Below are 19,615 nucleotides of genomic sequence, written 5' to 3'. Positions count from 1 at the left end.
CCGCCGCCGTCACGCGACCGACCACGCCGCCAGCGAGAGCGGCGCGCCCACGATGATCAGGCCCGCCCAGGCCTTCAGCGCGCTTCGCACGGCAAAGACCCAGATGACCGCACCGGCGTAGATGGCAAAGCTTGCCAGCATACCGATGAGCACGGCCTGGGGCTTGCTCGTCGGCAATGCGAGCACGGCAACGCTGCCGAGCGCGGCCAGCGCATAGCCGCCAAACAGCGCAGCGACGATGCGCGAGATGAGCGGGCCCGTGGAGCGGGCCCGATGGATCAGCGTGTTCATTTGCCCGGCGTTTTCGGCGGGCCCGCAGGGATTGGTGTCAGGCCGTTGGCATTCACATAGGTCACGGTGGTGGCATAGCTCACGGCATCATACTTTTCAGCGCCGTTCGTCCCCGTACGCTCACCTGGGCTGCGGTCGTTGAAGCTGACTTCAGCGACGTAGACGCCCTTCCAGGGCATATCGAACTTCACGAGGCCCTGCTCGTCCGTGTGACCTTCTTTAGACCAGCCCGATTCAGTAACCAGCGTCACTTTGGTCTTGGCCTTTGGCTCGTTCTTGAAGGTGAGCTTGAACTGACCGTCCTGACCGGTCGGCACGAGGTCCAGGACGAGCCTCGGCTGCTGCGCGGCAAAGCCGGTGATGAAGCGTGCGGCAGGATAGAACCAGTTGATGACCTGCTTGTCCTGTTGCTTCCAGGTATAGAGCGGGTAGCCCGCATCCTCCGCGACAATGCTGTCGCCGTCGGCGGCCTTGAATGGCAGTGTGAAGCCGTTTGCGGTCTTGGTGGCGTCGGACTTTTGCTCGCCCTTGGCGGAGATGATCGTACCAGTCACCTTTGCGAATTTGTCGAGCAGCCCAGGCGACACTTCACGAAGATTCTCGCCGAATTCGCCAAAGCGAACAACAGCATTCTGTCCTTCTTCGGACTGCTCGATCCAGATCTGGTGCGCCTGAACGGGCGTCAGCACTCCAAGCAAGGCAATCACGGCGATGAAGAGCTTTGTCATTGTAAACACCTTGGTACAGCGTCCTGAGTGGGCGGCGCATTCCATTAGAAATCGAATGCGGCAGATACGATGTAGGTTCGAGGAGACGCGACCGTCACAAACGATCCGTCCCAGAGCCAGTAGTTCTCGCCGGTCACGTTCTCGATATTGGCGCGGATCGTGACAGGCTTGCCGGTGAGTGCCGTCGTCGTATAGCGCGCGCCGATGTCGAGACGGGTCCAGTCGTCGAACCGCTGGTGACTGAGATTGGCGTTGGTGAGGTAGGAGCCCGACGTATAGATCACGCGCCCATTCAGAGCGAGGCCCTCGACCCATGGCGTGTCCCAGTCGAGGGCGGCGGAGAATGTCTTGTCCGGCACGCCGGCGGCGTCATTCCCGCGCTCCCAGGCATTGGCCGGATTCGTCAGCTCAGGGCGCAAGAAGGTCGCGCTGACCATGCCGCGCAGGCCGGGCAGCAACAGGCCATAGGCGTTCAGTTCGACGCCGCGATTGCGCTGCTCGCCATCATAGGCCCGCGCGTTGGATGCCGTGGTGATCACGCTGGGACGGCTAATCTCGAATACGGCCGCAGTCGTCGTGATGGTGCCCCAGTCCACCTTGACGCCAGCTTCAGCCTGCTTCGACTTGTACGGAGCAAGCACAGCGCCGGTATTGCTAAAGCCGGGACCGACGATCATGCCCTGGCTCAGTCCTTCCGCGTAGTTCGCGTAGAGCGAAACATGATGCCAAGGCTTGAAGACCACGCCGACAAGGGGCGTCGTCGCGGCAGCGTCGTAGCTGCCCGTCATCGCACCAGTGCTGGTGTTGAAACTGTCCTGCTTCACCATCTGGTGACGGACACCCGCGGTCACGAGGACCGCATCATTCAAGAATGACATGGTGTCGGCGATCGCAACGCTCGTGAGCGTCGTGTCGGACTGTTTCCGCGGAGCGAGGCGCGGGACCGTGACCACAGGAAGGGGGGACGGGTTGTAGATGTTCGACGGCACCGACTGAGCCGGTGGATTGGTCGTAGATGCACTGCCGACTTCGGAATTGAAGCCGGTAAAGGCGACATTGACTGAGTGGCCGATGAACGCCGTGTCGAAACGCGACCGCAGGCCGACATTGCCGCTGACCGTCTTCGTATAGGAGTCATAGTAACCATTGGTGAGCTGGAAATTGCCGAGAGCGTCGATCCCGTTGGGAAAGCCGGGGGTACGGCCGGTCGGGAACGTCTGCCGGCTCTCACCGTCAAGGTAGCCGAGACCTGCATATGCGGTCAGCTGCTCGGTCAGATCATATTCGAGCCCTGAGGCGATGGTGTTGTCCCGTTGCTTGAGCATCGTGCCCGGGTACCAATTGCCGTCTGCGGCAGGCGGCGCCGGAATGAAGGGCACCGTGCTCTGAATCGTCATCTGCGGACGGAAGTTCTTGGTGTCGTCGTTCTGCGAAAAGGCGTCCAACGTCCAGCGCAGGCGATCGCCACGATAGTCGAGCGACAGCGCGCCAAAACCGGACCGCCAGTTTCCGTCGTCAATCGAGGCTTCGCCATTGCGTCCCACCCCGTTGAACCGAACGCCCCACTCCTTGTTCTCGCCGAACCGGCGGCTGGTTTCCAGGTGCAGACCGTAGTTGCCGGCGCTCATGAAGAACGGCGTCACGCGCGTGAAAGGCACCTCGAGCGCGCGCTTGCTGACGATGTTGATGCCTCCGCCAATGCTGCCGCCGGGGGCCATGCCGTTGATGAGCGCGCCGGGCCCCTTGAGCAACTCGATCCGCTCAATGATCTCAGCGTAAACGCGATTGAAGGAAACCAGCCCGTAGAGACCGTTGAACCCGATGTCACTGGCGGGCACCCGAAAGCCGCGGATCTGAAACGTCTCGCCGAACCCGTTGCTGGCTGTGGTGAGGCGCACCGACGCGTCGTTAATCAGCGTATCCCCCGCCGTCCGCGCCTGCTGATTCTCGATCACCTGCGACGTGTAGTTGACCGTGCTGAACGGCACATTCATGACGTTCGTGCTGCCGAGCAGGCCAAGCGTTCCACCCTGCGCCACCTGACCGCCGGCATAGGCTGGTGCCGGAGTTCCGATTGTCCGGGTCGATCCCATCGTGGTGACCGGCGCGATTGGAGCAGGCTGTTCGGTCGGCTGCCGCGGCACGACGCGCGCAGAACGCTGCGACGTGCCACGCGATCGGACGGTGCGCGACACCCGCGACCTCTGTTGAGGCGCATCGACGGACACCGGAGGCAACACCTGCGGCGCTGCGCTCTGCGCGCTCGTTTGAGAGGCTCCGATACCTGTCAGACACAACGAAACAACGCTCGTCGCTACACCAACGTACAAACGGTTCTTATAGTTTTTGAAGTTGCTCACCCAAACGCCCCAATTCACCCGAGGGCGTCTGACTAAGAAATCGAAGGTACGGAAGCAACAGAACCGATTTAGAATTACTTTGCGAATGTGCGTAAGAGCTTCTTAGTCTGATTCTAACATCGACAATTCATCGCTCGGTCTGGCAAATGCTTTGACGCGATGACACGCGTTAGGCGAAAAACTGTATCAGCCAACGCTTGACGTTCGCTCGAGCCAGCGACCTCGCGAAGACGATAGCGCGACGGAGCCTCGCGGTTCGCAATCGTCACGGCAAAAGCAGGAGCATCCCAGGGCCGGCAAAACGGCTGCAAACGCGGTCGCGCCGCCGCATGACCGACGACCACGATCCACAAGTTCGCGCCGAAAACCCAATCGGCCTTGAAATCGCCGGCACGCCGTGGAATTGTCGCAATTAAGCAACAAATGTTGTACAATTGCATCAGTTGATGTTTTGCGTCGTCTGATACTGCCCACAGCGCAACGTACCTCGCTCATGACAACCGCCGAAGCGGCAACTGAGATGCTGGAATCTCCAGCCGCCGAACGTCGCCGCTGGTCGCCACGGCGACTGCTGGCCGGCATTGCCATTGCCCTGGCGGTTCTGTCCGCGTTCCTCACCTTCGTGGTGTTGATGGGTCTGACGCCGATCGTGCCGACTCACGACGTCGTCATGACTTTCCTCGGGATCAATTCGGCGACGATCCTGCTGCTCCTGACGATCATCGGGGTCGAGGTCTGGCAGGTCATCCAGGCGCGCCGGCGGGGCAGGGCTGCCGCACGGCTGCATGTGCAGATCGTGGGCTTGTTCTCAGTGATTGCAGTACTGCCGTCGGTGCTGGTCGCGCTCATCGCCAACATTACGCTCGATCGCGGTCTCGACCGGCTGTTCTCCACACGAACCAAGGCAGTGATCGAGAACTCGGTCATCGTCGCCAACGCCTATCTCAACGAGCATGCGCGCTCGATACGCGGTGATATTCTTGCGATGGCGAGCGATCTCACGGGCGCACGGCCCCTGTTCGATCAGGACCGGGAAAGCTTCCGGCGATATCTCACGTCAGGCGCCCAGGCGCGCAATCTGCCCGGCGCCATGCTCATCGATAAGGACCGTAATATCGTGGAGTCGGCCGCAACCGGCATCCGCCAGACGTTCACGACGCCGGCGCCGGAATTTCTGAGCAACGTGACGGAAGACGAGCCGCAGATGGCGGTCTTCATCGAGCAGAATTATGTGGCGGCGGTGATCCGCCTGCGGGCCTATGACAACACCTTCCTGTATGTCGCACGCCTGCTCGATCCGCGCGTGGTCGCGCGGCTGCAGATCACCCAGGAGGGCGTCGCGGAATTTGCCGAAATCGAGTCACGGCGGCTCGGCATCCAGGTTGCCTTTGCGCTGATGTTCACAGTCATCACGCTTGCGCTGCTGATGTCGTCGGTGCTGATGGGGTTGAATTTCGCCAACTGGCTGGTGGCACCGATCCGGCGGCTGATGGCGGCCGCCAATCTCGTGTCGACCGGCGACCTAAAGGTCCAGGTTCCGGTGAACAAGTCGGAAGGTGACCTCGCCAGCCTCGGCGAGACGTTCAACAAGATGACCGTCGAGTTGCGCACGCAGCGCGATGACCTGGTCCGCGCCAGCGAGGTGATCGACAGCCGCCGGCGCTTCATCGAGGCGGTGCTGTCCTCGGCCAGCGCCGGCATCATCGGCGTGGACGAGGAGGGCAAGATCGGCATCCTCAACCGTTCCGCCGAAAAGCTGATCGGTCATCCAGAATCCGAAGCACTCGGCCGTCCGCTGTCGGACATCGTTCCTGAACTGAACGAGATGATGGGGACGGCGCGCGAGGGCATGCAGCGGCTCGTACAGGGCCAGATCACCATCAGCCGCGGCGGCAAGGACCGGAATTTGTCCGTGCGCGTCAGCGCGGAGCAGAGCGGTCATACCCAGGACAGCTACATCATCACGCTGGACGACATCACGGAGCTCGTCTCCGCGCAGCGCACGTCCGCTTGGGCGGACGTGGCCCGACGCATTGCGCACGAAATCAAGAACCCGCTGACGCCGATCCAGTTGTCGGCCGAACGTATCCGCCGGAAATACGGAAAAGTGATCGTCGAGGATCGAACCGTCTTTGACCAATGTACGGACACAATCGTGCGTCAGGTCGATGATATCCGACGTATGGTGGATGAGTTCTCTCGCTTCGCGCGCATGCCCAAGCCGGTAATCGAAAACGAGGATGTGGCCGACACGGTCCGTCAGGTCGTCTTCCTGATGCGCGTCGGGCATCCGGACATCGACATCGAAAGCGAGATCAAGGAAGACCCGATGCTGGCGCGATTCGACCGGCGGCTGATTTCGCAAGGCCTTCAGAACATTATCAAGAATGCTTCGGAAGCGATCATAGCAGCGCCGCAGGAAGCCGTTGCGGGCAAGGGCCGGATCGACGTGCGGGCGGCGCGCGACGGCGACGATGTCGTCATCGACGTCATCGACAACGGCGTCGGTCTGCCGAAGGAAAGCCGGTCGCGGCTTTTGGAGCCGTATGTGACGACGCGAGAGAAGGGGACGGGTCTCGGCCTCGCGATCGTCGGACGCATTCTCGAAGATCACGGCGGCCGTATTGAACTTAATGACGCCTCGGAAATCGTTCCAGGCCAACGGGGCGCATGGATGCGGCTGCGGTTTGCCGCAGCCGGCATCACGACGACGCCAGCAACCGCCAGTCCAGAAACTGCTGCTGCAAAGTAACAAAGCGAACAGAAACCATGCCCCACGATATTCTGATCGTCGATGATGAGGCCGACATTCGCGAACTTGTTGCGGGGATCCTCGAGGATGAGGGTTTCGGCACACGCACGGCGCGCGACAGCGACACGGCGATGGCCGAAATCGTCAATCGACGGCCCAGCATGGTGTTCCTGGACATCTGGCTGCAAGGGAGCAAACTCGACGGTTTGCAGCTTCTGGAAGTCATCAAGCAGCACCACGCGGAAGTTCCGGTGGTGATGATTTCCGGCCACGGCAACATCGAAACCGCAGTCGCCGCGATCAAGAAAGGCGCCTACGATTTCATCGAGAAGCCGTTCAAGGCCGACCGGCTGATCCTCGTCGCCAACCGCGCGCTTGAGACATCGCGGCTGAAGCGCGAGGTCAGGGAGTTGAAACAGCTCGCGCCGGTGTCCTCGACGATGATCGGCCGCTCACCGAGCATGAATCAGCTTCGCCAGACGGTCGAGCGCGCGGCCAAGGCCAACAGCCGGATCATGATCGTCGGCCCCGCGGGCGGCGGCAAGGAGCTGGCCGCTCGCACGCTGCACAGCATGTCGAGCCGCGCGGAGGGCCCCTTCGTCGTCATCAATGCGGCAGCAATCGTGCCCGAGCGCATGGAGGTCGAGCTGTTCGGCGTAGAGCAGTCGAATGGCGACTTTCAGCGCAAAGCCGGCGCGCTCGAAGAGGCGCATGGCGGCACCTTGTTCATCGACGAAGTCGCGGACATGCCGCGCGAGACGCAGAGCAAAATTTTGCGGGTGCTGGTCGACCAGACATTCCAGCGCGTCGGCGGGGTGACGAAGGTGAGCGTCGATGTTCGTATCGTATCCTCGACGACCCGCAATCTGGAGGTGGAGATCGCCGAAGGGCGTTTCCGCGAGGATCTCTATCACCGTCTCTCGGTGGTCCCGATCCGCGTGCCGCCGCTATCGGATCGCAGGGAGGATATCCCGGAGCTGGTCGAACACTTCATGGACCAGATCTCGCTGGCGACCGGCCTGCCACGGCGCAAGATCGGCGCCGATGCGATGGCGGTGCTGCAGTCGCATGTCTGGCCCGGCAACGTCAGACAACTTCGCAACAACGTCGAGCGGCTGATGATCCTGGCCGGCGGTGATCCCGACGCCACCATCACCGCAGATATGCTGCCGCAGGATGTCGGCTCGATGGTGCCGGCGATGCCGACTGGTCACAACGGCGAGCACATCATGGGATTGCCGCTGCGTGAAGCGCGCGAGGTCTTCGAGCGCGACTATCTGATCGCGCAGATCAGCCGCTTCTCAGGCAACATCTCGCGCACCGCGGAGTTTGTCGGCATGGAGCGTTCGGCGCTTCACCGCAAACTGAAAGCGCTCGGCGTCGGATAAGCATCCCGAACAGGGGCGGGGAAATCATGTCACGTATTGCCTATGTCAATGGCCGCTATCTGCCGGCGCGCGAAGCCAACGTGAACGTCGAGGATCGCGGCTATCAGTTTGCCGACGGCGTCTATGAGGTCTGTGAAGTCCGCAGCGGCAAACTGGTCGACGCACCGCGTCATCTCGCGCGTCTGCAGCGATCACTCCGCGAATTGCGTATCACGCAGCCGATGCCGCTCACGGCCCTCGAAGTCGTTCTTCATGAAACCGTGCGGCGCAATCGCGTCGACTATGGTCTCGTCTATCTGCAGATCACCCGTGGCGTTGCACGGCGCGACCACGCGTTCCCGCAGGCTGCCGTCCGGCCGAGCGTTGTCGTGACCGCCAAAAATCTGAGTTACGACAAAAATCAGGAGACCGCGAAGAAGGGCATCGCCGTCATTACGACTCCAGAAAATCGCTGGCCGCGCGTCGACATCAAATCCGTGTCGCTGCTGCCCAATGTGCTCGCCAAACAGGCGGCCAGGGAGCGCGGTGCTAACGAGGCGTGGTTCGTGGATACCGATGGCTTCGTCACGGAGGGCTCGTCAAGCAACGCCTGGATCGTAACCGCCGATGGACGCGTCGTGACGCGGATGGTCGACAATCACATCCTGTCCGGCATCACGCGCGCCGTGTTGCTGGAGGTGATCGAGGCGCTGCAGTTGCGCCTGGAAGAGCGGCCGTTCACAGTCGCGGAAGCCCAGGCAGCGGCCGAGGCCTTTGTGACCTCCGCCAGCCAGCTTGTGATGCCTGTGGTCAAGATCGACGAGCGCACCGTCGGCGATGGCAAGCCGGGTTCCGTTTCGCAGCGGCTGAGGGAAGAATTCCACCGCTTCGCCCACCTCTCATAAGACCATTTATTGCTTCCCATTTGATGCATCGGCCTTGCCTAACAACACGGCCTGCCATCTAATCGGGGCGTCGGGTTGCCGAACGGGACATTCGGAAACGCGATGATTGGCTATTCCGAGGTGCGAAACTGGAGAAAGGCCAGTCCGAACGACAAAAACAATCACGGGACAACAACGATGGCGGCCGAACGCGCACAAAATCTACAAGACACCTTCCTCAATCACGTCAGAAAAACCAAAACGCCACTCACGATCTTCCTGGTCAACGGAGTTAAACTGCAGGGCATCGTCACCTGGTTCGATAACTTCTGCCTGCTGCTCCGGCGCGATGGCCACTCGCAGCTTGTCTACAAGCACGCGATTTCGACCATCATGCCGGGCGCTCCGATCCAGTTGTTCGAGGGCAGTGAGGACGCACCAGCTTGAGAAAGAACTGATTGGAACCCCGCCAGCGACGAGAAGGGGCAGCTGACCGTCCACGGTCAGCCGGGGGCAAAACTGCAGGTAGGGTCCTCGTCATCGGACCCTACCCGCGGCAACGGCCCGGCGATAGGAGCACCGCATCGGATGCGGCGCATTCGCGCAGCGCGGGCGCGCGCCTCGAAGAAGCCGTTGGACTTGCCCGCGCGATCGATCTCGACGTGCAGGAAGCGATCGTCGCGCCGATCGCGCAGATTCGGCCGGCGACCTATCTCGGCAAAGGCAAGGTCGAGGAAATCGTCGGCCTCGTCACTGCGCACGAAGCCAATCTCGTCGTGATGGACTGCGCGCTGTCGCCGGTCCAGCAGCGCAACCTCGAGAAGGCCTGGAATGCCAAGGTGCTCGATCGCACTGGGTTGATCCTGGAAATCTTTGGTCGACGCGCGAAGACGCGAGAAGGCTCGCTGCAGGTCGAACTCGCGCATCTGAATTATCAGCGGAGCCGGCTGGTGCGATCGTGGACCCACCTCGAACGACAGCGCGGCGGCTTCGGCTTTCTGGGAGGGCCGGGCGAGACCCAGATCGAGGCCGACCGCCGCATGATCGGCGAGCGCATCGTCCGGATCGAAAACGAACTGACGAAAGTCCGTGCGACGCGGCGCTTGCACCGGGCCAGCCGGCAGCGCGTTCCCTACCGAATCGCAGCATTGGTGGGCTACACCAACGCCGGCAAATCAACACTTTTCAACCGCCTGACGCGCGCCGACGTGCAGTCGGCAGACATGCTGTTCGCCACGCTCGATCCAACGCTGAGAGCGCTGACGCTGCCGCACGGCGGCAAGGCGATGCTCTCCGATACGGTCGGCTTCATCTCGGATTTGCCGACAACGCTGGTTGCGGCCTTTCGCGCGACGCTGGAAGAAGTGCTCGAGGCCGATGTCATCATCCATGTCCGCGACATCTCGCAAGCTGACACCGACGCGCAGAAGCGGGACGTTGAAGCGGTATTGCAGCAGCTGGGAATCGACGCCGACAGCAGCGAGCACATCATCGAAGTCTGGAACAAGATCGACCGCTTCGATGAGGCTGAGCGTGGGCGGCTTGCCAACATGGCCGCGCTCCGACCACGCGAGGTACGTCCATATCTGGTGTCCGCCACAACAGGCGAGGGGCTGGAGGCGCTGCTTGAGGCCATCGAAGTGCGGCTAGCGGCTGCGAAGGTGACGATGCGTCTCGTCGTCGATGCAGGAGACGGCGCCGGAATGAGCTGGCTGCATCGTCATACCGAAGTGCTGGAGAAACACCTCGACGAAGGTCGCTACATCGTCACGTTGCGGGTTGACGAAGATCGGCGCCGTGCGGTTGCCCAACGTTTCCACGTATTGTCGCCGATCACGGTGTGAACGATTACGCGGCCGGACCGCGCCTTCTTTGTGGAAACATTCCGGCATGTCTTCGCGACATATCTAGCTTGCCCGATTGGTCGGAACGAACCGCCTTTCAGCCGTTATCTCCGACGCAGGCAGCCGACCGGTTTCTGCGATCGTGACTTGCCGCCCTCAACGTGGAGGGCCCCTGTTCAAGGAAACAGCAACATGCCCCTAAAGCGAAAACTTCTCGCAGCCACACTCCTCTCTGCGGTGTGGCTGGTTCCAACTGTTCCGGCTGCGTACGCTCAAGCTCAAGCCCCATCCCAGCCTGCGCCTTCCGCCAAGGCCAAGGAGAAGGCAAAGGATCTTTCCGATAACAAGCTCGATGCGGTCGCCGCCGCCCTGGGCCAGGTGGCGACTCTCCAGGAAAATTATCAGCAGAAGATCGAATCTGCGCCGCCGTCCGACAAGGAGCGCATTGCCGGCGAGGCAAACAATGCGCTGACGAAGGCCGTGACGGACCAGGGCCTCTCGGTTGACGAATATACCGAGATTCTGGTGGTCGCACAGAACGACCCCACGCTTCGAGAAAAGATCCTTCAACGGGTCCGCTCGTCGACGAAATAGTCGGCGCGGAAGATTAGGGTCGCGCCGAATGGCGGGACGGTATCATCGCTGTCCCGCCGGAACGGTTTGACGTGGCCGCTTACCTCGCTTCTGCGTCCTTCGCCTCGGTCCAAAGGCCATCCATTTCCTCGAGCGAACTTTGCTCGAGCGTGCGGCCGCGCGCCGCGACAGCTTCTTCGATGTAGGCGAAGCGGCGCTCGAATTTGACGTTCGTCGCGCGCAGCGCGCTTTCGGGGTCGATGCCGCAGACCCGCGCCAGGTTGATCGCGGTGAAAATCAGATCGCCTATCTCTTCGCCGATCTCGCCGCGTTCGCCGGAGGCGACTGCCGTCTCGATTTCATCGGTCTCTTCCCTGATCTTGTCGAGCACAGGGCGGGCCTCCTTCCAATCGAAACCGACGCTCGAAGCTTTCCTCTGCAGTTCGAACGCGCGGCTCAGTGCCGGCGCTCCGGCTTTCACTGACGCAAGCAACGACGACTCGTTTGGCTCGCGCGCAGGGTATCGCGCAGCCCGCTCGGCCTTCTCCTGTTTCTTGATGATCTCCCACGTGTCCTTGATCTGTTCATGGGTCGCCGGGCCTGCCGTTTCACCGAACACATGCGGATGTCTGCGGATCAGTTTGCGCGTGATGGCCTCAACCACATCGCCGAAATCGAAAGCCTTCTCCTCCTCGGCCATGCGGGTGTGGAACACGACTTGAAGCAGGAGGTCGCCCAGCTCGTCCCGCAGGTCATCGAGGTCGTTCCGTGCAATCGCGTCGGCAACCTCATAGGCCTCCTCGATCGTATATGGCGCAATGGTCGCGAAGGTCTGCTCGACGTCCCATGGACAGCCGGTTGCCGGTGTGCGTAGCGCGGCCATGATTTCGAGCAGACGGCCGATGTCGCGGGATGGGGTCATTTCACACCTGTTGTTCATTGTCCCCCACTTATGCCTCAGGGGGAGGTCCAGCGCACCCCTGCCGGCTCTGTTGGCCTCGTTCCGCGCAGGTGCTAATCCCTCGATCGAGGAGCTACGACGTGGAACCGCAGGCGGCACTGGTATTGTTTTCGGGCGGGCAGGATTCGGCGACGTGCCTTGCATGGGCGCTGGCGCGGTTCCACCGTGTCGAGACTGTCGGCTTTGCCTATGGTCAGCGCCATTCGGTCGAGCTCACATGCCGCGAGCCGCTGCTCGACGGATTGAAAGCGCTCGATGCGACCCGGGCTGCAAAGCTCGGCGAGCACCACACGCTCGACATCCCGACGCTTGGAGCCGTTTCCGAAACAGCGCTCACGCGCGACGTCGAAATCACGATGAGCGAGGGAGGTCTACCGAACACATTCGTGCCCGGCCGCAATCTCATCTTCCTGACATTCGCTGCGGCGCTCGCCTACCGGCGCGGTATCAAGCACATTGTGGCCGGGGTCTGCGAAACCGATTATTCCGGCTATCCCGATTGCCGCGACGACACCATCAAGGCTTTGCAGGTGGCAATCAATCTGGGCATGGAGCGCCGCTTCGTCCTGCACACACCGTTGATGTGGCGCGACAAGGCCGCGACCTGGACGCTTGCCGACGAGCTGGGCGGCGACGGACTGGTCGACCTCATCCGCGAGCGGTCGCACTCCTGCTATCTCGGGGTGCGGAATGTCCGCCACGACTGGGGTTTTGGTTGCGGCGAATGTCCCGCCTGCCGCTTGCGTGCGGATGGTTGGAACCGCTATGCAGCGCGGGCATCAAGGTAAGAGCAATGTTACTCGAACGGCGCCGCGACGCGGAGGGTTTCGCATTCCTCGTCGCCTATATCGCGTGCATCCCGCTGGCGAACTGGATGATTGGCAATGTGGGAACGGTCTGTGTCCCGCAGGGGCCATGCCTTGTTCCTGTGGCCCCGGGATTGATGGCACCAAGCGGCGTTCTCCTCGTTGGTCTGGCGCTGGTTTTGCGCGACCTCGTGCAGCGGCGGCTCGGCATCGGCTATGCCCTGGGCGCCATCGCCGCCGGAGCGGCGCTGTCTGGCATCCTTGCGCCACTGCCGCTCGTGGTCGCGTCGACCGCGGCCTTTCTGCTGTCGGAGCTCGCCGACTTCGCTGTCTATACGCCGCTGCAGAAGCGCGGGCTGGTTCTTGCGGTCCTGTCGAGCAGCACCGTCGGCCTCATCGCCGACTCGATCGTCTTTCTCGGGCTTGCCTTCGGCAGCTTCGAATTCCTCGCCGGTCAGATCGTCGGCAAGGCATGGATGGTGCTGCTCACGCTGCCGGCAATCGACTGGTTGCGCCGGCGCGACCGCCGCTTGGGGCTGGTGCCACCGACCTGAAAGCCGTTCGCCGCACTGGCACGGCGTCGAACAGCAATGATAGCCTTCCGAAGAGATCAGGGAGGCATTCATGGACGAACAATCACCGGTGCTCGTCGAGCACGACGGCCCCGTGACCATCATTTCGATCAATCGCCCTGAACGGCGCAATGCCGTGAATGGTGCGACGGCAAGGCTGTTGTTCGACGCGTTTCTTGCGTTCGACGCCGACGAGACCGCATCGGTCGCTGTTTTCACCGGCGCGGGAGGCGCGTTCTGCGCCGGCGCCGACCTCAAGATGGTCGCGACGGGCGATCCGGAAAAGAAGCGCAAGCTTGGTGGTCATCGGACCATCGCGCCAATGGGACCGAGCCGTCTCCGCCTGACGAAGCCTGTGATCGCTGCCGTCGAAGGTCATGCCGTGGCGGGCGGTATGGAGCTGGCGCTTTGGGCGGATATGCGCGTGGTCGGCGAGGGGGCCGTATTCGGCATCTTCTGCCGCCGCTTCGGGGTGCCGCTGGTCGACCTCGGCACCATTCGGCTGCCGCGGCTGATCGGTCATTCGCGCGCCATGGATCTGATCCTCACGGGGCGCCCGGTCGAGGCGCGCGAGGCGCTAGACATGGGCATCGCCAATCGGCTGGTACCGAAGGGCGAGGCGCGTGCGCATGCGGTCGCGCTCGCCAAGGAGCTTGCCGGCTTTCCGCAGCTTTGCCTGCGCAACGACAAGCGCTCGGCACTGGCGCAGTGGGACCTCGACGAGGAAGCTGCGATCTTGGACGAGATGAGCGGCGGCTTGAAAGTCATCGCGTCGGGCGAGACCGTGGCTGGCGCAAAGCGCTTCGCTGGAGGCGCGGGGCGTCACGGCAGCTTCAAGACGTGAGGATCCGCTGAGGCAAGCCGCCCGCCTTTGCGTTGCACATGCCGGGCAATGCCTTTGGCAGCCCAAAAATCGAGGGCTACTTCGCCGTGAGGAAATCGAAATCGCAGCCTTCCGATGCCTGCAGCACGCTGCGCCGATAGAGCGCCTGGTAGCCGCGCGGCGGGACTGGAGGGCTTGCGAAATTCTTCAGGCGCTCGCGGATTTCGGTCTCGGGCACCAGCAGGTCGATGCTCTTGTTCTTCACCGAGAGGCGGATGCGGTCGCCGTTCTGGACGGCCGCCAAGGGCCCGCCGATCGCAGCTTCCGGCGTGATGTGCAGGACGATCGTGCCGAACGCCGTACCAGACATGCGTGCGTCAGAGATCCGCACCATGTCCTTCACACCCGCTTGCGCCAGCTTTTTCGGGATCGGCAGGTAGCCAGCCTCCGGCATACCGGCCGCGTGCGGGCCTGCGTTCTTCAACACCAGAACGTCGTTCGGCGTCACATCGAGGCCGGGGTCATCGATGCGATCGCTGAGGTCTTCGAGACCCTCGAAAACGACGGCGCGACCTTCGCTCTCGAACAGCGCAGGCGTTGCCGCGGCGCGCTTGAAGATAGCCCCCTCCGGCGCGAGCGAGCCTTTGAGCGCGATCAGCCCGCCGACCGTCGAGACCGGATCGTCGAACGGGCGGATCACCGACCGATCGACCCACTCTAGCGGCTCGTCGAGCCGCTGCGCCAGAGTGCGGCCTTCGACGTCGATGGTGTCGAGATGAAGCAGCGGCCGCAGCTCTCGCAACACGGCGCCGACGCCACCTGCCGCGAAAAAATCTTCCATGTAGCCTTCGCCAACGGGCTTCAAATCGACCAGCACCGGCGTCTCGTCCGAAATCGCGTTCAGCCGGTCCATCGGGATGCGGACGCCAACACGTCCGGCGATGGCTGTCAGATGAATGATCGCATTGGTCGAACCGCCGAGCGCCATCAGCACGCGAAACGCGTTTTCGACCGACTTCAGCGTGATGATCTGGTCCGGTCTGAGCTTGTTGCCGATCAGTGCCACAGCAGCCCTGCCGCTTTCCTCCGCAGCCAGCAACCGGGCTGAATGCACGGCCGGAATCGCGGCGGTGCCTGGCAGGGAGATGCCGAGCGTCTCGGCGATGCAGGCCATGGTGCTCGCCGTGCCCATCACGGCGCAGGTGCCGGTGGTGACCGCGAGGCGCTGCTCGACGACAGCGATTTCCTCGGCGCCGACGCCTCCACCGCGAAAGCGAGCCCAGAAGCTTCGACAGTCCGTGCAGGCACCGAGCCGCTGTCCGCGGTGGCGCCCGGTCATCATCGGACCGACCGCAAGCTGAATCGCCGGCACGTTCGCCGACGCCGCCCCCATCAGCTGCGCCGGAATGGTCTTGTCGCAACCGCCGATCAGCACCACTGCGTCCATCGGCTGTGCGCGCACCATTTCTTCGGTGTCGATCGCCATCAAATTGCGGAACATCATGCTGGTGGGGGTGAGGAAGACTTCGCCAAGCGAGGTGGTCGGGAAGGCGCGGGGAAGCGCGCCCGCGGCCAGCACGCCACGCGACACTGCTTCAACAAGTTCGCCCATGTGCCTGTGGCAATTGTTGAATTCCGAGGGCGTCATGGCGATGCCGACCACCGGCTTACTCAATAGGTTCGATGATATGCCCATCGAACGGGCGAACGACCGGCGCAGAAAGCGCGCGAAATCACGATCGCCATAGTTGGTCAGGCCGCGGTCGAAACCCTGCGGATCGGTCATTGGCACGCTTCCTCGGTGACGTTGGACCGGCACGGTTCAGCCGGATGATCATCGAAACGAGGTAAGAGCTTGGCGGATTTTGCAAATATTGAGAAGAGGCCGCGGGGGCGCAACTGTGGTGGAAGCCGCGCTTCAAGGCCGCTGAAATTTCACCAGGCGCCACCTATCGCGCGCCGGGCCGCGGTCCCGTATAGCGCAGGATCCAGAGACCCTGATTCTTGTCGCTGATGTAGATGAAGCCGCGACGATCGACGACGACGTCCTCGGTCTGCAGCACCAGCTTGCCTTCGGGCATGGGTCCGTACCGACGGGTCGGCTCCGGCGGAAGAAAGTAGCCGACTTCGATCGGGAGGCGCTTGTTCGACACGTCGTAAATCCGCAGCCCCGCGTTGAAATGGGCAATGTAGAAGAGATCACCCTGGTTCTGGACGTCGGGATGATGCTGGTGGTGGTTGATGTTGTGAGGTCCTCGCCAGCCGCCGCGCGTCGTGAAATCAGAATAGGGCGCCTCTTTCGGCGGCACCGGCTCCGGAAACAGGGACAACAGATAGGGCTCGCGCGGATCGCTGATATCGATGATCGACGCGTGATGTGCCGGCCCATTGGCATATGTCACGTTCTCCGAATTGGCGAAAGCGATGCCTCGTTCCGGAACTGGCAGCACGCTGTGGACGCCGAAGCGTGAATGAAACGGCGGGCTGAACTTCAGACAGCCGATCTGCTCAGGGCGCGACACATCGCTGATATCGAGGACGATCATTCCCGCCGCGCCGTAGGGGAGGTAGGCGAGATTTCCGACGACATAGGGCGGGTCGTGCAGCGAAACGTCTTCGCCGGCACTTGCGCAGAAGGCGCCGCATTGGCATGCAGGCCGCAGACGCAGGCGATAGCGATCAGTTGTTTCCTGCCGGGCTGCAGGCTCCGCGCTGGCGAGTATTTCGCCGCCGGCTTCATGCTGACCCGGCACCCACCAGCGGCCCGCTTCTTTCGGACTGCTGCGATCCGAGATGTCCAGGATCACATAGATGTTGCCTTTGTAGCCCGGCATCCCTGCCGCCAGGTGAACGTAGGGTCCGCCCGCGTAGAGGTTGCGATGGGTCCCGGTACCGCCGGTGCGGTAGTGGCTGAGCCGCCTGGGATTGACCGGATCCGCGATATCCCAGATCAGGACGCCTTCCTGGAACGGAGCATCCGGCCTTCCGCCAAAATTCGCGAACGGCTTTTCAAGCGCCGTCACCATGGTGTCACCGGACAGATCGACCTGCAGCGTCCAGGTGTTATCCGCTTCACCGGGAACGAAGTTCGCCAGATGCGGCCTTTGCGGATCGGTGACGTCGACGACGCTCCAGCCCGAATTCCAGAAGTGACCCGTGTAGAGATACCAGCGCCCGCGCACCTCGCGGATGGCCATCTTGAAAGCCGGCCGATGATCAAGATCGCTGTATCCCACCGCCTCGACGTTGCGCGCATATGCGCCCGGCGGAATGGTCCGCGTTCGACTACGCCCTCGCGTTTGAGCTTGCGCCGAGTCGGTGAGGGCCGTTGGCGACGCGGCGACCGCAGCGGCACCGAGAAGCGGTCCTTGCAGGATATCGCGCCGGGATGGCTTTGGTTCAGTCATAGCGATGGTCCTCAGCGACGCTACGCCGCCACGAAGGGCCGCTTCCGCTAGACGCTCACCACCGGAAGGTCCGGCAGCAGCTTGTCGAGCGTGATCGGAAACTGGCGCACGCGGATGCCCGTGGCGTTGTAGACCGCGTTAGCGACCGCGGGCGCGGCCCCGCAGATTCCAAGTTCTCCGATCCCCTTGGCGCCGAATGGATTGGCCTTGTCGTCGTGCTCGTCGAGGAACACCGCGTCCACATTCGGCACATCGCGATTGACCGCGACGTGGTACTCGGCAAGGTCGTGGTTGACGAAATGGCCGAAGCGCGGGTCCATCACTCCTTCTTCCATCAGCGCCGCGCCGACGCCCCAGACCATTCCGCCGATCATCTGTGAGCGCGCGGTCTTGGCGTTGAGAATGCGGCCTGCGGCAAACACGCCGAGCATGCGCCGCAGCCGGATCTCGCCGGTGTCGCAGTCGACACCCACTTCCGCGAAATGCGCGCCAAAGCCGTGCTGCGAGTAATCCTGATACTCGCTGCCGCGAGTGACCGTCCCTTCAGCCGAGAGCCCATTGGGAGCGATACGGGCCACTGTGCTGGCCAGATCATCTGCAGAGCCGGTGCCGCTCGCGCGGACTGCGTCCGCAATCTTCTGCTTGAGCGCATCGCATGCGTTCCGCAGCGCCCAACCAGAGCTCGTGGCGCCCCAGGAGCCGCCGGAGCCCGCGGTGCGTGGAAAGCGGCTGTCGCCGAGTTCAATCCTGACGCGCGACATCGGCACGCCAAGGCTTTCTGCGGCGATCTGGGTCAGGATGGTGTAGGTGCCGGTACCGATATCGGTCATGTCGAGTTGAGCGGTCACTTGGCCTTTGGCGTCGATGCTCACGCGCGCCGCAGACGGCCCGAGATAGTTTCCCCGGATCGCCGCGGCCATGCCGTAGCCAATGAGGGTACGTCCCTCGCGCCGACTGGCAGGCTTTGCCGGTCGATGTTCCCAACCGAAGCGCTTGGCGCCTTCCTGCATGCACGCGACCAGATTGCGGGTCGAGAAGGGCACCTTGCGCTCCGGATCCTGGTCCGGCTCGTTGCGAATGCGAAGCTCGATCGGGTCGAGATCCAGTTTTTCGGCAAGCTCGTCCATTGCGCATTCGCTCGCGAGCATCCCTGGCGCCTCGCCGGGTGCGCGCATCCACTCGCCCCGGTGCGTGTCGATCGGAAACAGCCGGTGGCGGGTGATGCGGTTCGGCGCCGCATAGAGCGAGCGCGTGAATGCTACAGTCTGCTCGGCGAACTCCTCGGACCTCGCGGTTGCCGACCAGACCTCATGCGCGATCGCGGCAAGACGTCCGTCGGATCCGGCGCCGAGGCGAACCCTTTGCAGCATTGTCGCGCGATGACCGGCATTTGCGAACATCTGCTGGCGCGTCAGGGCAACCTTCACCGGACGATTCAGCGCCCGTGCAGCAAGGCTTGCGAAGATCGCGTCCGGGTGAGCGATGAGCTTTGAGCCGAAACCGCCGCCGATGAAGCGGCTGACGACTCGCACCCGATCCGGCGGGATCCTGAGCGTATTCGCAACACCGGCCTGGATATTCGCCAAGGTCTGGGCGGACGTGTAGAGCGTCAGCTGGTCGCCGGACCAGACGGCGAGGGTCGCGTGCGGCTCCATCGGAGTGTGATGCTCGAAGGGCGTGGTGAGGCTCGCGTCGAGCTTGACCGGCGCCGCAGCGAACGCGCTTTCGAATTCGCCGACGGCTGTGTCCGTCGGGATGCCGGCATTGGCGCGCGCCGGTCGATAAGCGTTTTCCACACCCGCGCGCAGGTCGAAGGGCGCGTCCTCCCGCTTGTAACGTATCCTCACGAGGCCCGCCGCTGCGCGCGCCGCTTCGAAGCTCTCTGCCACAACGAATGCTACCGGTTCGTCGTAATAGCGAACGCGGTCACCGGCGAGGACAGGGCGCGCCCGCGTGAACACCTCCGGCACCGCCGGCGTCACGGGCGGGCCGAAATCCGCCTGCGGCGGCGCGTTCCGATGTGTCATCACGAGCAGGACACCAGGGCTGCGCTCAGCTTCGCTGCTGTCGATGGCGACAATGCGCCCCTTGGTGATGGCCGCACCCAGGATGTAGCCGTAGGCTGCCTTGCCGCCCTCGGCATATTCGTAGGCGTAGGTCGCGCGGCCAGTCACCTTCAATGGACCGTCAACGCGATCGATCGGGCGGCCAATGACATTCGTTGTGGGCGTATCCGTTGTCATGCTG

16 protein-coding genes are annotated in these 19,615 nt (G+C 62.8%); 9 read left to right on the top strand and 7 right to left on the bottom strand.

Translation table 11 applies throughout. The annotated features are described in order from the left end of the window. Nucleotides 1-9: 9 nt before the first annotated feature. The 3 genes from RCO31_RS20300 to RCO31_RS20290 are packed head-to-tail and all read right to left on the bottom strand — an operon-like array spanning nt 10 to nt 3,379. Entirely contained in the window at nt 10-291 is a 282-nt protein-coding gene (locus RCO31_RS20300; protein ID WP_308970284.1) for a DUF3649 domain-containing protein, read from the bottom strand. Next, the gene (locus RCO31_RS20295) at nt 288-1,019 is read right to left on the bottom strand and encodes a cobalt ABC transporter substrate-binding protein (protein ID WP_308970283.1); all 732 of its coding nucleotides are present in this window, start codon (nt 1,017-1,019) and stop codon (nt 288-290) included. The genes RCO31_RS20300 and RCO31_RS20295 overlap by 4 nt, the downstream gene beginning before the upstream one ends. Nucleotides 1,020-1,063: 44 nt before the next feature. Further along, nucleotides 1,064-3,379 carry a TonB-dependent receptor gene (locus tag RCO31_RS20290; protein ID WP_308970282.1) on the bottom strand — a complete coding sequence of 772 codons (2,316 nt, stop codon included), beginning with the start codon at nt 3,377-3,379 and terminating at the stop codon, nt 1,064-1,066. 493 nt (nt 3,380-3,872) lie between these two features. Between RCO31_RS20290 and RCO31_RS20285 the strand changes: the two genes are divergently transcribed. The 6 genes from RCO31_RS20285 to RCO31_RS20260 all read left to right on the top strand — a co-directional run bounded on the left by RCO31_RS20285 (nt 3,873) and on the right by RCO31_RS20260 (nt 10,820). Next, nucleotides 3,873-6,131, top strand: coding sequence for a PAS domain-containing sensor histidine kinase (locus RCO31_RS20285; RefSeq protein ID WP_308970281.1), 2,259 nt, complete (start codon nt 3,873-3,875; stop codon nt 6,129-6,131). Nucleotides 6,132-6,148: 17 nt separating this feature from the next. After that, entirely contained in the window at nt 6,149-7,519 is a 1,371-nt protein-coding gene (locus RCO31_RS20280) for a sigma-54 dependent transcriptional regulator (protein ID WP_308970280.1), read from the top strand. Nucleotides 7,520-7,545: 26 nt separating this feature from the next. Then, complete coding sequence (locus RCO31_RS20275; protein WP_308970279.1) at nt 7,546-8,403, top strand: D-amino-acid transaminase; 858 nt, start codon at nt 7,546-7,548, stop codon at nt 8,401-8,403. 177 nt (nt 8,404-8,580) lie between these two features. Beyond that, nucleotides 8,581-8,829 (top strand): RNA chaperone Hfq, encoded by a 249-nt coding sequence (gene hfq / locus RCO31_RS20270; protein ID WP_034470836.1) that lies wholly within the window; start codon nt 8,581-8,583, stop codon nt 8,827-8,829. Between the two features lie 11 nt (nt 8,830-8,840). Then, complete coding sequence (hflX, locus tag RCO31_RS20265) at nt 8,841-10,226, top strand: GTPase HflX (RefSeq protein WP_308970278.1); 1,386 nt, start codon at nt 8,841-8,843, stop codon at nt 10,224-10,226. A 192-nt stretch (nt 10,227-10,418) separates the two neighbouring features. Beyond that, nucleotides 10,419-10,820, top strand: coding sequence for a DUF4168 domain-containing protein (locus RCO31_RS20260; RefSeq protein ID WP_308970277.1), 402 nt, complete (start codon nt 10,419-10,421; stop codon nt 10,818-10,820). Nucleotides 10,821-10,899: 79 nt separating this feature from the next. On the opposite strand, the gene mazG is transcribed toward RCO31_RS20260, so the two are convergent. Beyond that, nucleotides 10,900-11,721 carry a nucleoside triphosphate pyrophosphohydrolase gene (gene mazG, locus RCO31_RS20255; protein WP_308970276.1) on the bottom strand — a complete coding sequence of 274 codons (822 nt, stop codon included), beginning with the start codon at nt 11,719-11,721 and terminating at the stop codon, nt 10,900-10,902. 119 nt (nt 11,722-11,840) lie between these two features. Between mazG and queC the strand changes: the two genes are divergently transcribed. The 3 genes from queC (at nt 11,841) to RCO31_RS20240 (ending at nt 13,982) form a co-directional block, all read left to right on the top strand. Continuing rightward, complete coding sequence (gene queC, locus RCO31_RS20250; protein ID WP_308970275.1) at nt 11,841-12,548, top strand: 7-cyano-7-deazaguanine synthase QueC; 708 nt, start codon at nt 11,841-11,843, stop codon at nt 12,546-12,548. A 5-nt stretch (nt 12,549-12,553) separates the two neighbouring features. Continuing rightward, the gene (locus RCO31_RS20245) at nt 12,554-13,120 is read left to right on the top strand and encodes a VUT family protein (RefSeq protein WP_308970274.1); all 567 of its coding nucleotides are present in this window, start codon (nt 12,554-12,556) and stop codon (nt 13,118-13,120) included. A 70-nt stretch (nt 13,121-13,190) separates the two neighbouring features. Next, nucleotides 13,191-13,982 (top strand): crotonase/enoyl-CoA hydratase family protein, encoded by a 792-nt coding sequence (locus RCO31_RS20240; RefSeq protein ID WP_308970273.1) that lies wholly within the window; start codon nt 13,191-13,193, stop codon nt 13,980-13,982. A gap of 76 nt (nt 13,983-14,058) precedes the next feature. Here the strand turns inward: RCO31_RS20240 and RCO31_RS20235 are convergent, their stop codons facing one another. The 3 genes from RCO31_RS20235 to RCO31_RS20225 form a co-directional block, all read right to left on the bottom strand. Continuing rightward, the gene (locus tag RCO31_RS20235; RefSeq protein WP_308970272.1) at nt 14,059-15,747 is read right to left on the bottom strand and encodes a dihydroxy-acid dehydratase; all 1,689 of its coding nucleotides are present in this window, start codon (nt 15,745-15,747) and stop codon (nt 14,059-14,061) included. A gap of 163 nt (nt 15,748-15,910) precedes the next feature. Next, entirely contained in the window at nt 15,911-17,368 is a 1,458-nt protein-coding gene (locus RCO31_RS20230) for a hypothetical protein (RefSeq protein ID WP_308970271.1), read from the bottom strand. Nucleotides 17,369-17,415: 47 nt separating this feature from the next. Then, nucleotides 17,416-19,611, bottom strand: coding sequence for a xanthine dehydrogenase family protein molybdopterin-binding subunit (locus RCO31_RS20225; RefSeq protein WP_308970270.1), 2,196 nt, complete (start codon nt 19,609-19,611; stop codon nt 17,416-17,418). Between the last annotated feature and the right edge of the window lie 4 nt (nt 19,612-19,615).

The organism is Bradyrhizobium sp. LHD-71, assembly GCF_031157255.1.
Taxonomy (GTDB): domain Bacteria; phylum Pseudomonadota; class Alphaproteobacteria; order Rhizobiales; family Xanthobacteraceae; genus P52-10.
This window is presented reverse-complemented; position numbering and strand designations above follow the sequence as displayed.

Coding starts and splice junctions, on each gene's coding strand:
- RCO31_RS20300 (WP_308970284.1), bottom strand. CDS start 291: ATGAACACGCTGATCCATCGGGCCCGCTCCACGGGCCCGCTCATCTCG.
- RCO31_RS20295 (WP_308970283.1), bottom strand. CDS start 1,019: ATGACAAAGCTCTTCATCGCCGTGATTGCCTTGCTTGGAGTGCTGACG.
- RCO31_RS20285 (WP_308970281.1), top strand. CDS start 3,873: ATGACAACCGCCGAAGCGGCAACTGAGATGCTGGAATCTCCAGCCGCC.
- RCO31_RS20280 (WP_308970280.1), top strand. CDS start 6,149: ATGCCCCACGATATTCTGATCGTCGATGATGAGGCCGACATTCGCGAA.
- RCO31_RS20275 (WP_308970279.1), top strand. CDS start 7,546: ATGTCACGTATTGCCTATGTCAATGGCCGCTATCTGCCGGCGCGCGAA.
- hfq (WP_034470836.1), top strand. CDS start 8,581: ATGGCGGCCGAACGCGCACAAAATCTACAAGACACCTTCCTCAATCAC.
- RCO31_RS20260 (WP_308970277.1), top strand. CDS start 10,419: ATGCCCCTAAAGCGAAAACTTCTCGCAGCCACACTCCTCTCTGCGGTG.
- mazG (WP_308970276.1), bottom strand. CDS start 11,721: ATGACCCCATCCCGCGACATCGGCCGTCTGCTCGAAATCATGGCCGCG.
- RCO31_RS20245 (WP_308970274.1), top strand. CDS start 12,554: ATGTTACTCGAACGGCGCCGCGACGCGGAGGGTTTCGCATTCCTCGTC.
- RCO31_RS20240 (WP_308970273.1), top strand. CDS start 13,191: ATGGACGAACAATCACCGGTGCTCGTCGAGCACGACGGCCCCGTGACC.
- RCO31_RS20235 (WP_308970272.1), bottom strand. CDS start 15,747: ATGACCGATCCGCAGGGTTTCGACCGCGGCCTGACCAACTATGGCGAT.
- RCO31_RS20230 (WP_308970271.1), bottom strand. CDS start 17,368: ATGACTGAACCAAAGCCATCCCGGCGCGATATCCTGCAAGGACCGCTT.
- RCO31_RS20225 (WP_308970270.1), bottom strand. CDS start 19,611: ATGACAACGGATACGCCCACAACGAATGTCATTGGCCGCCCGATCGAT.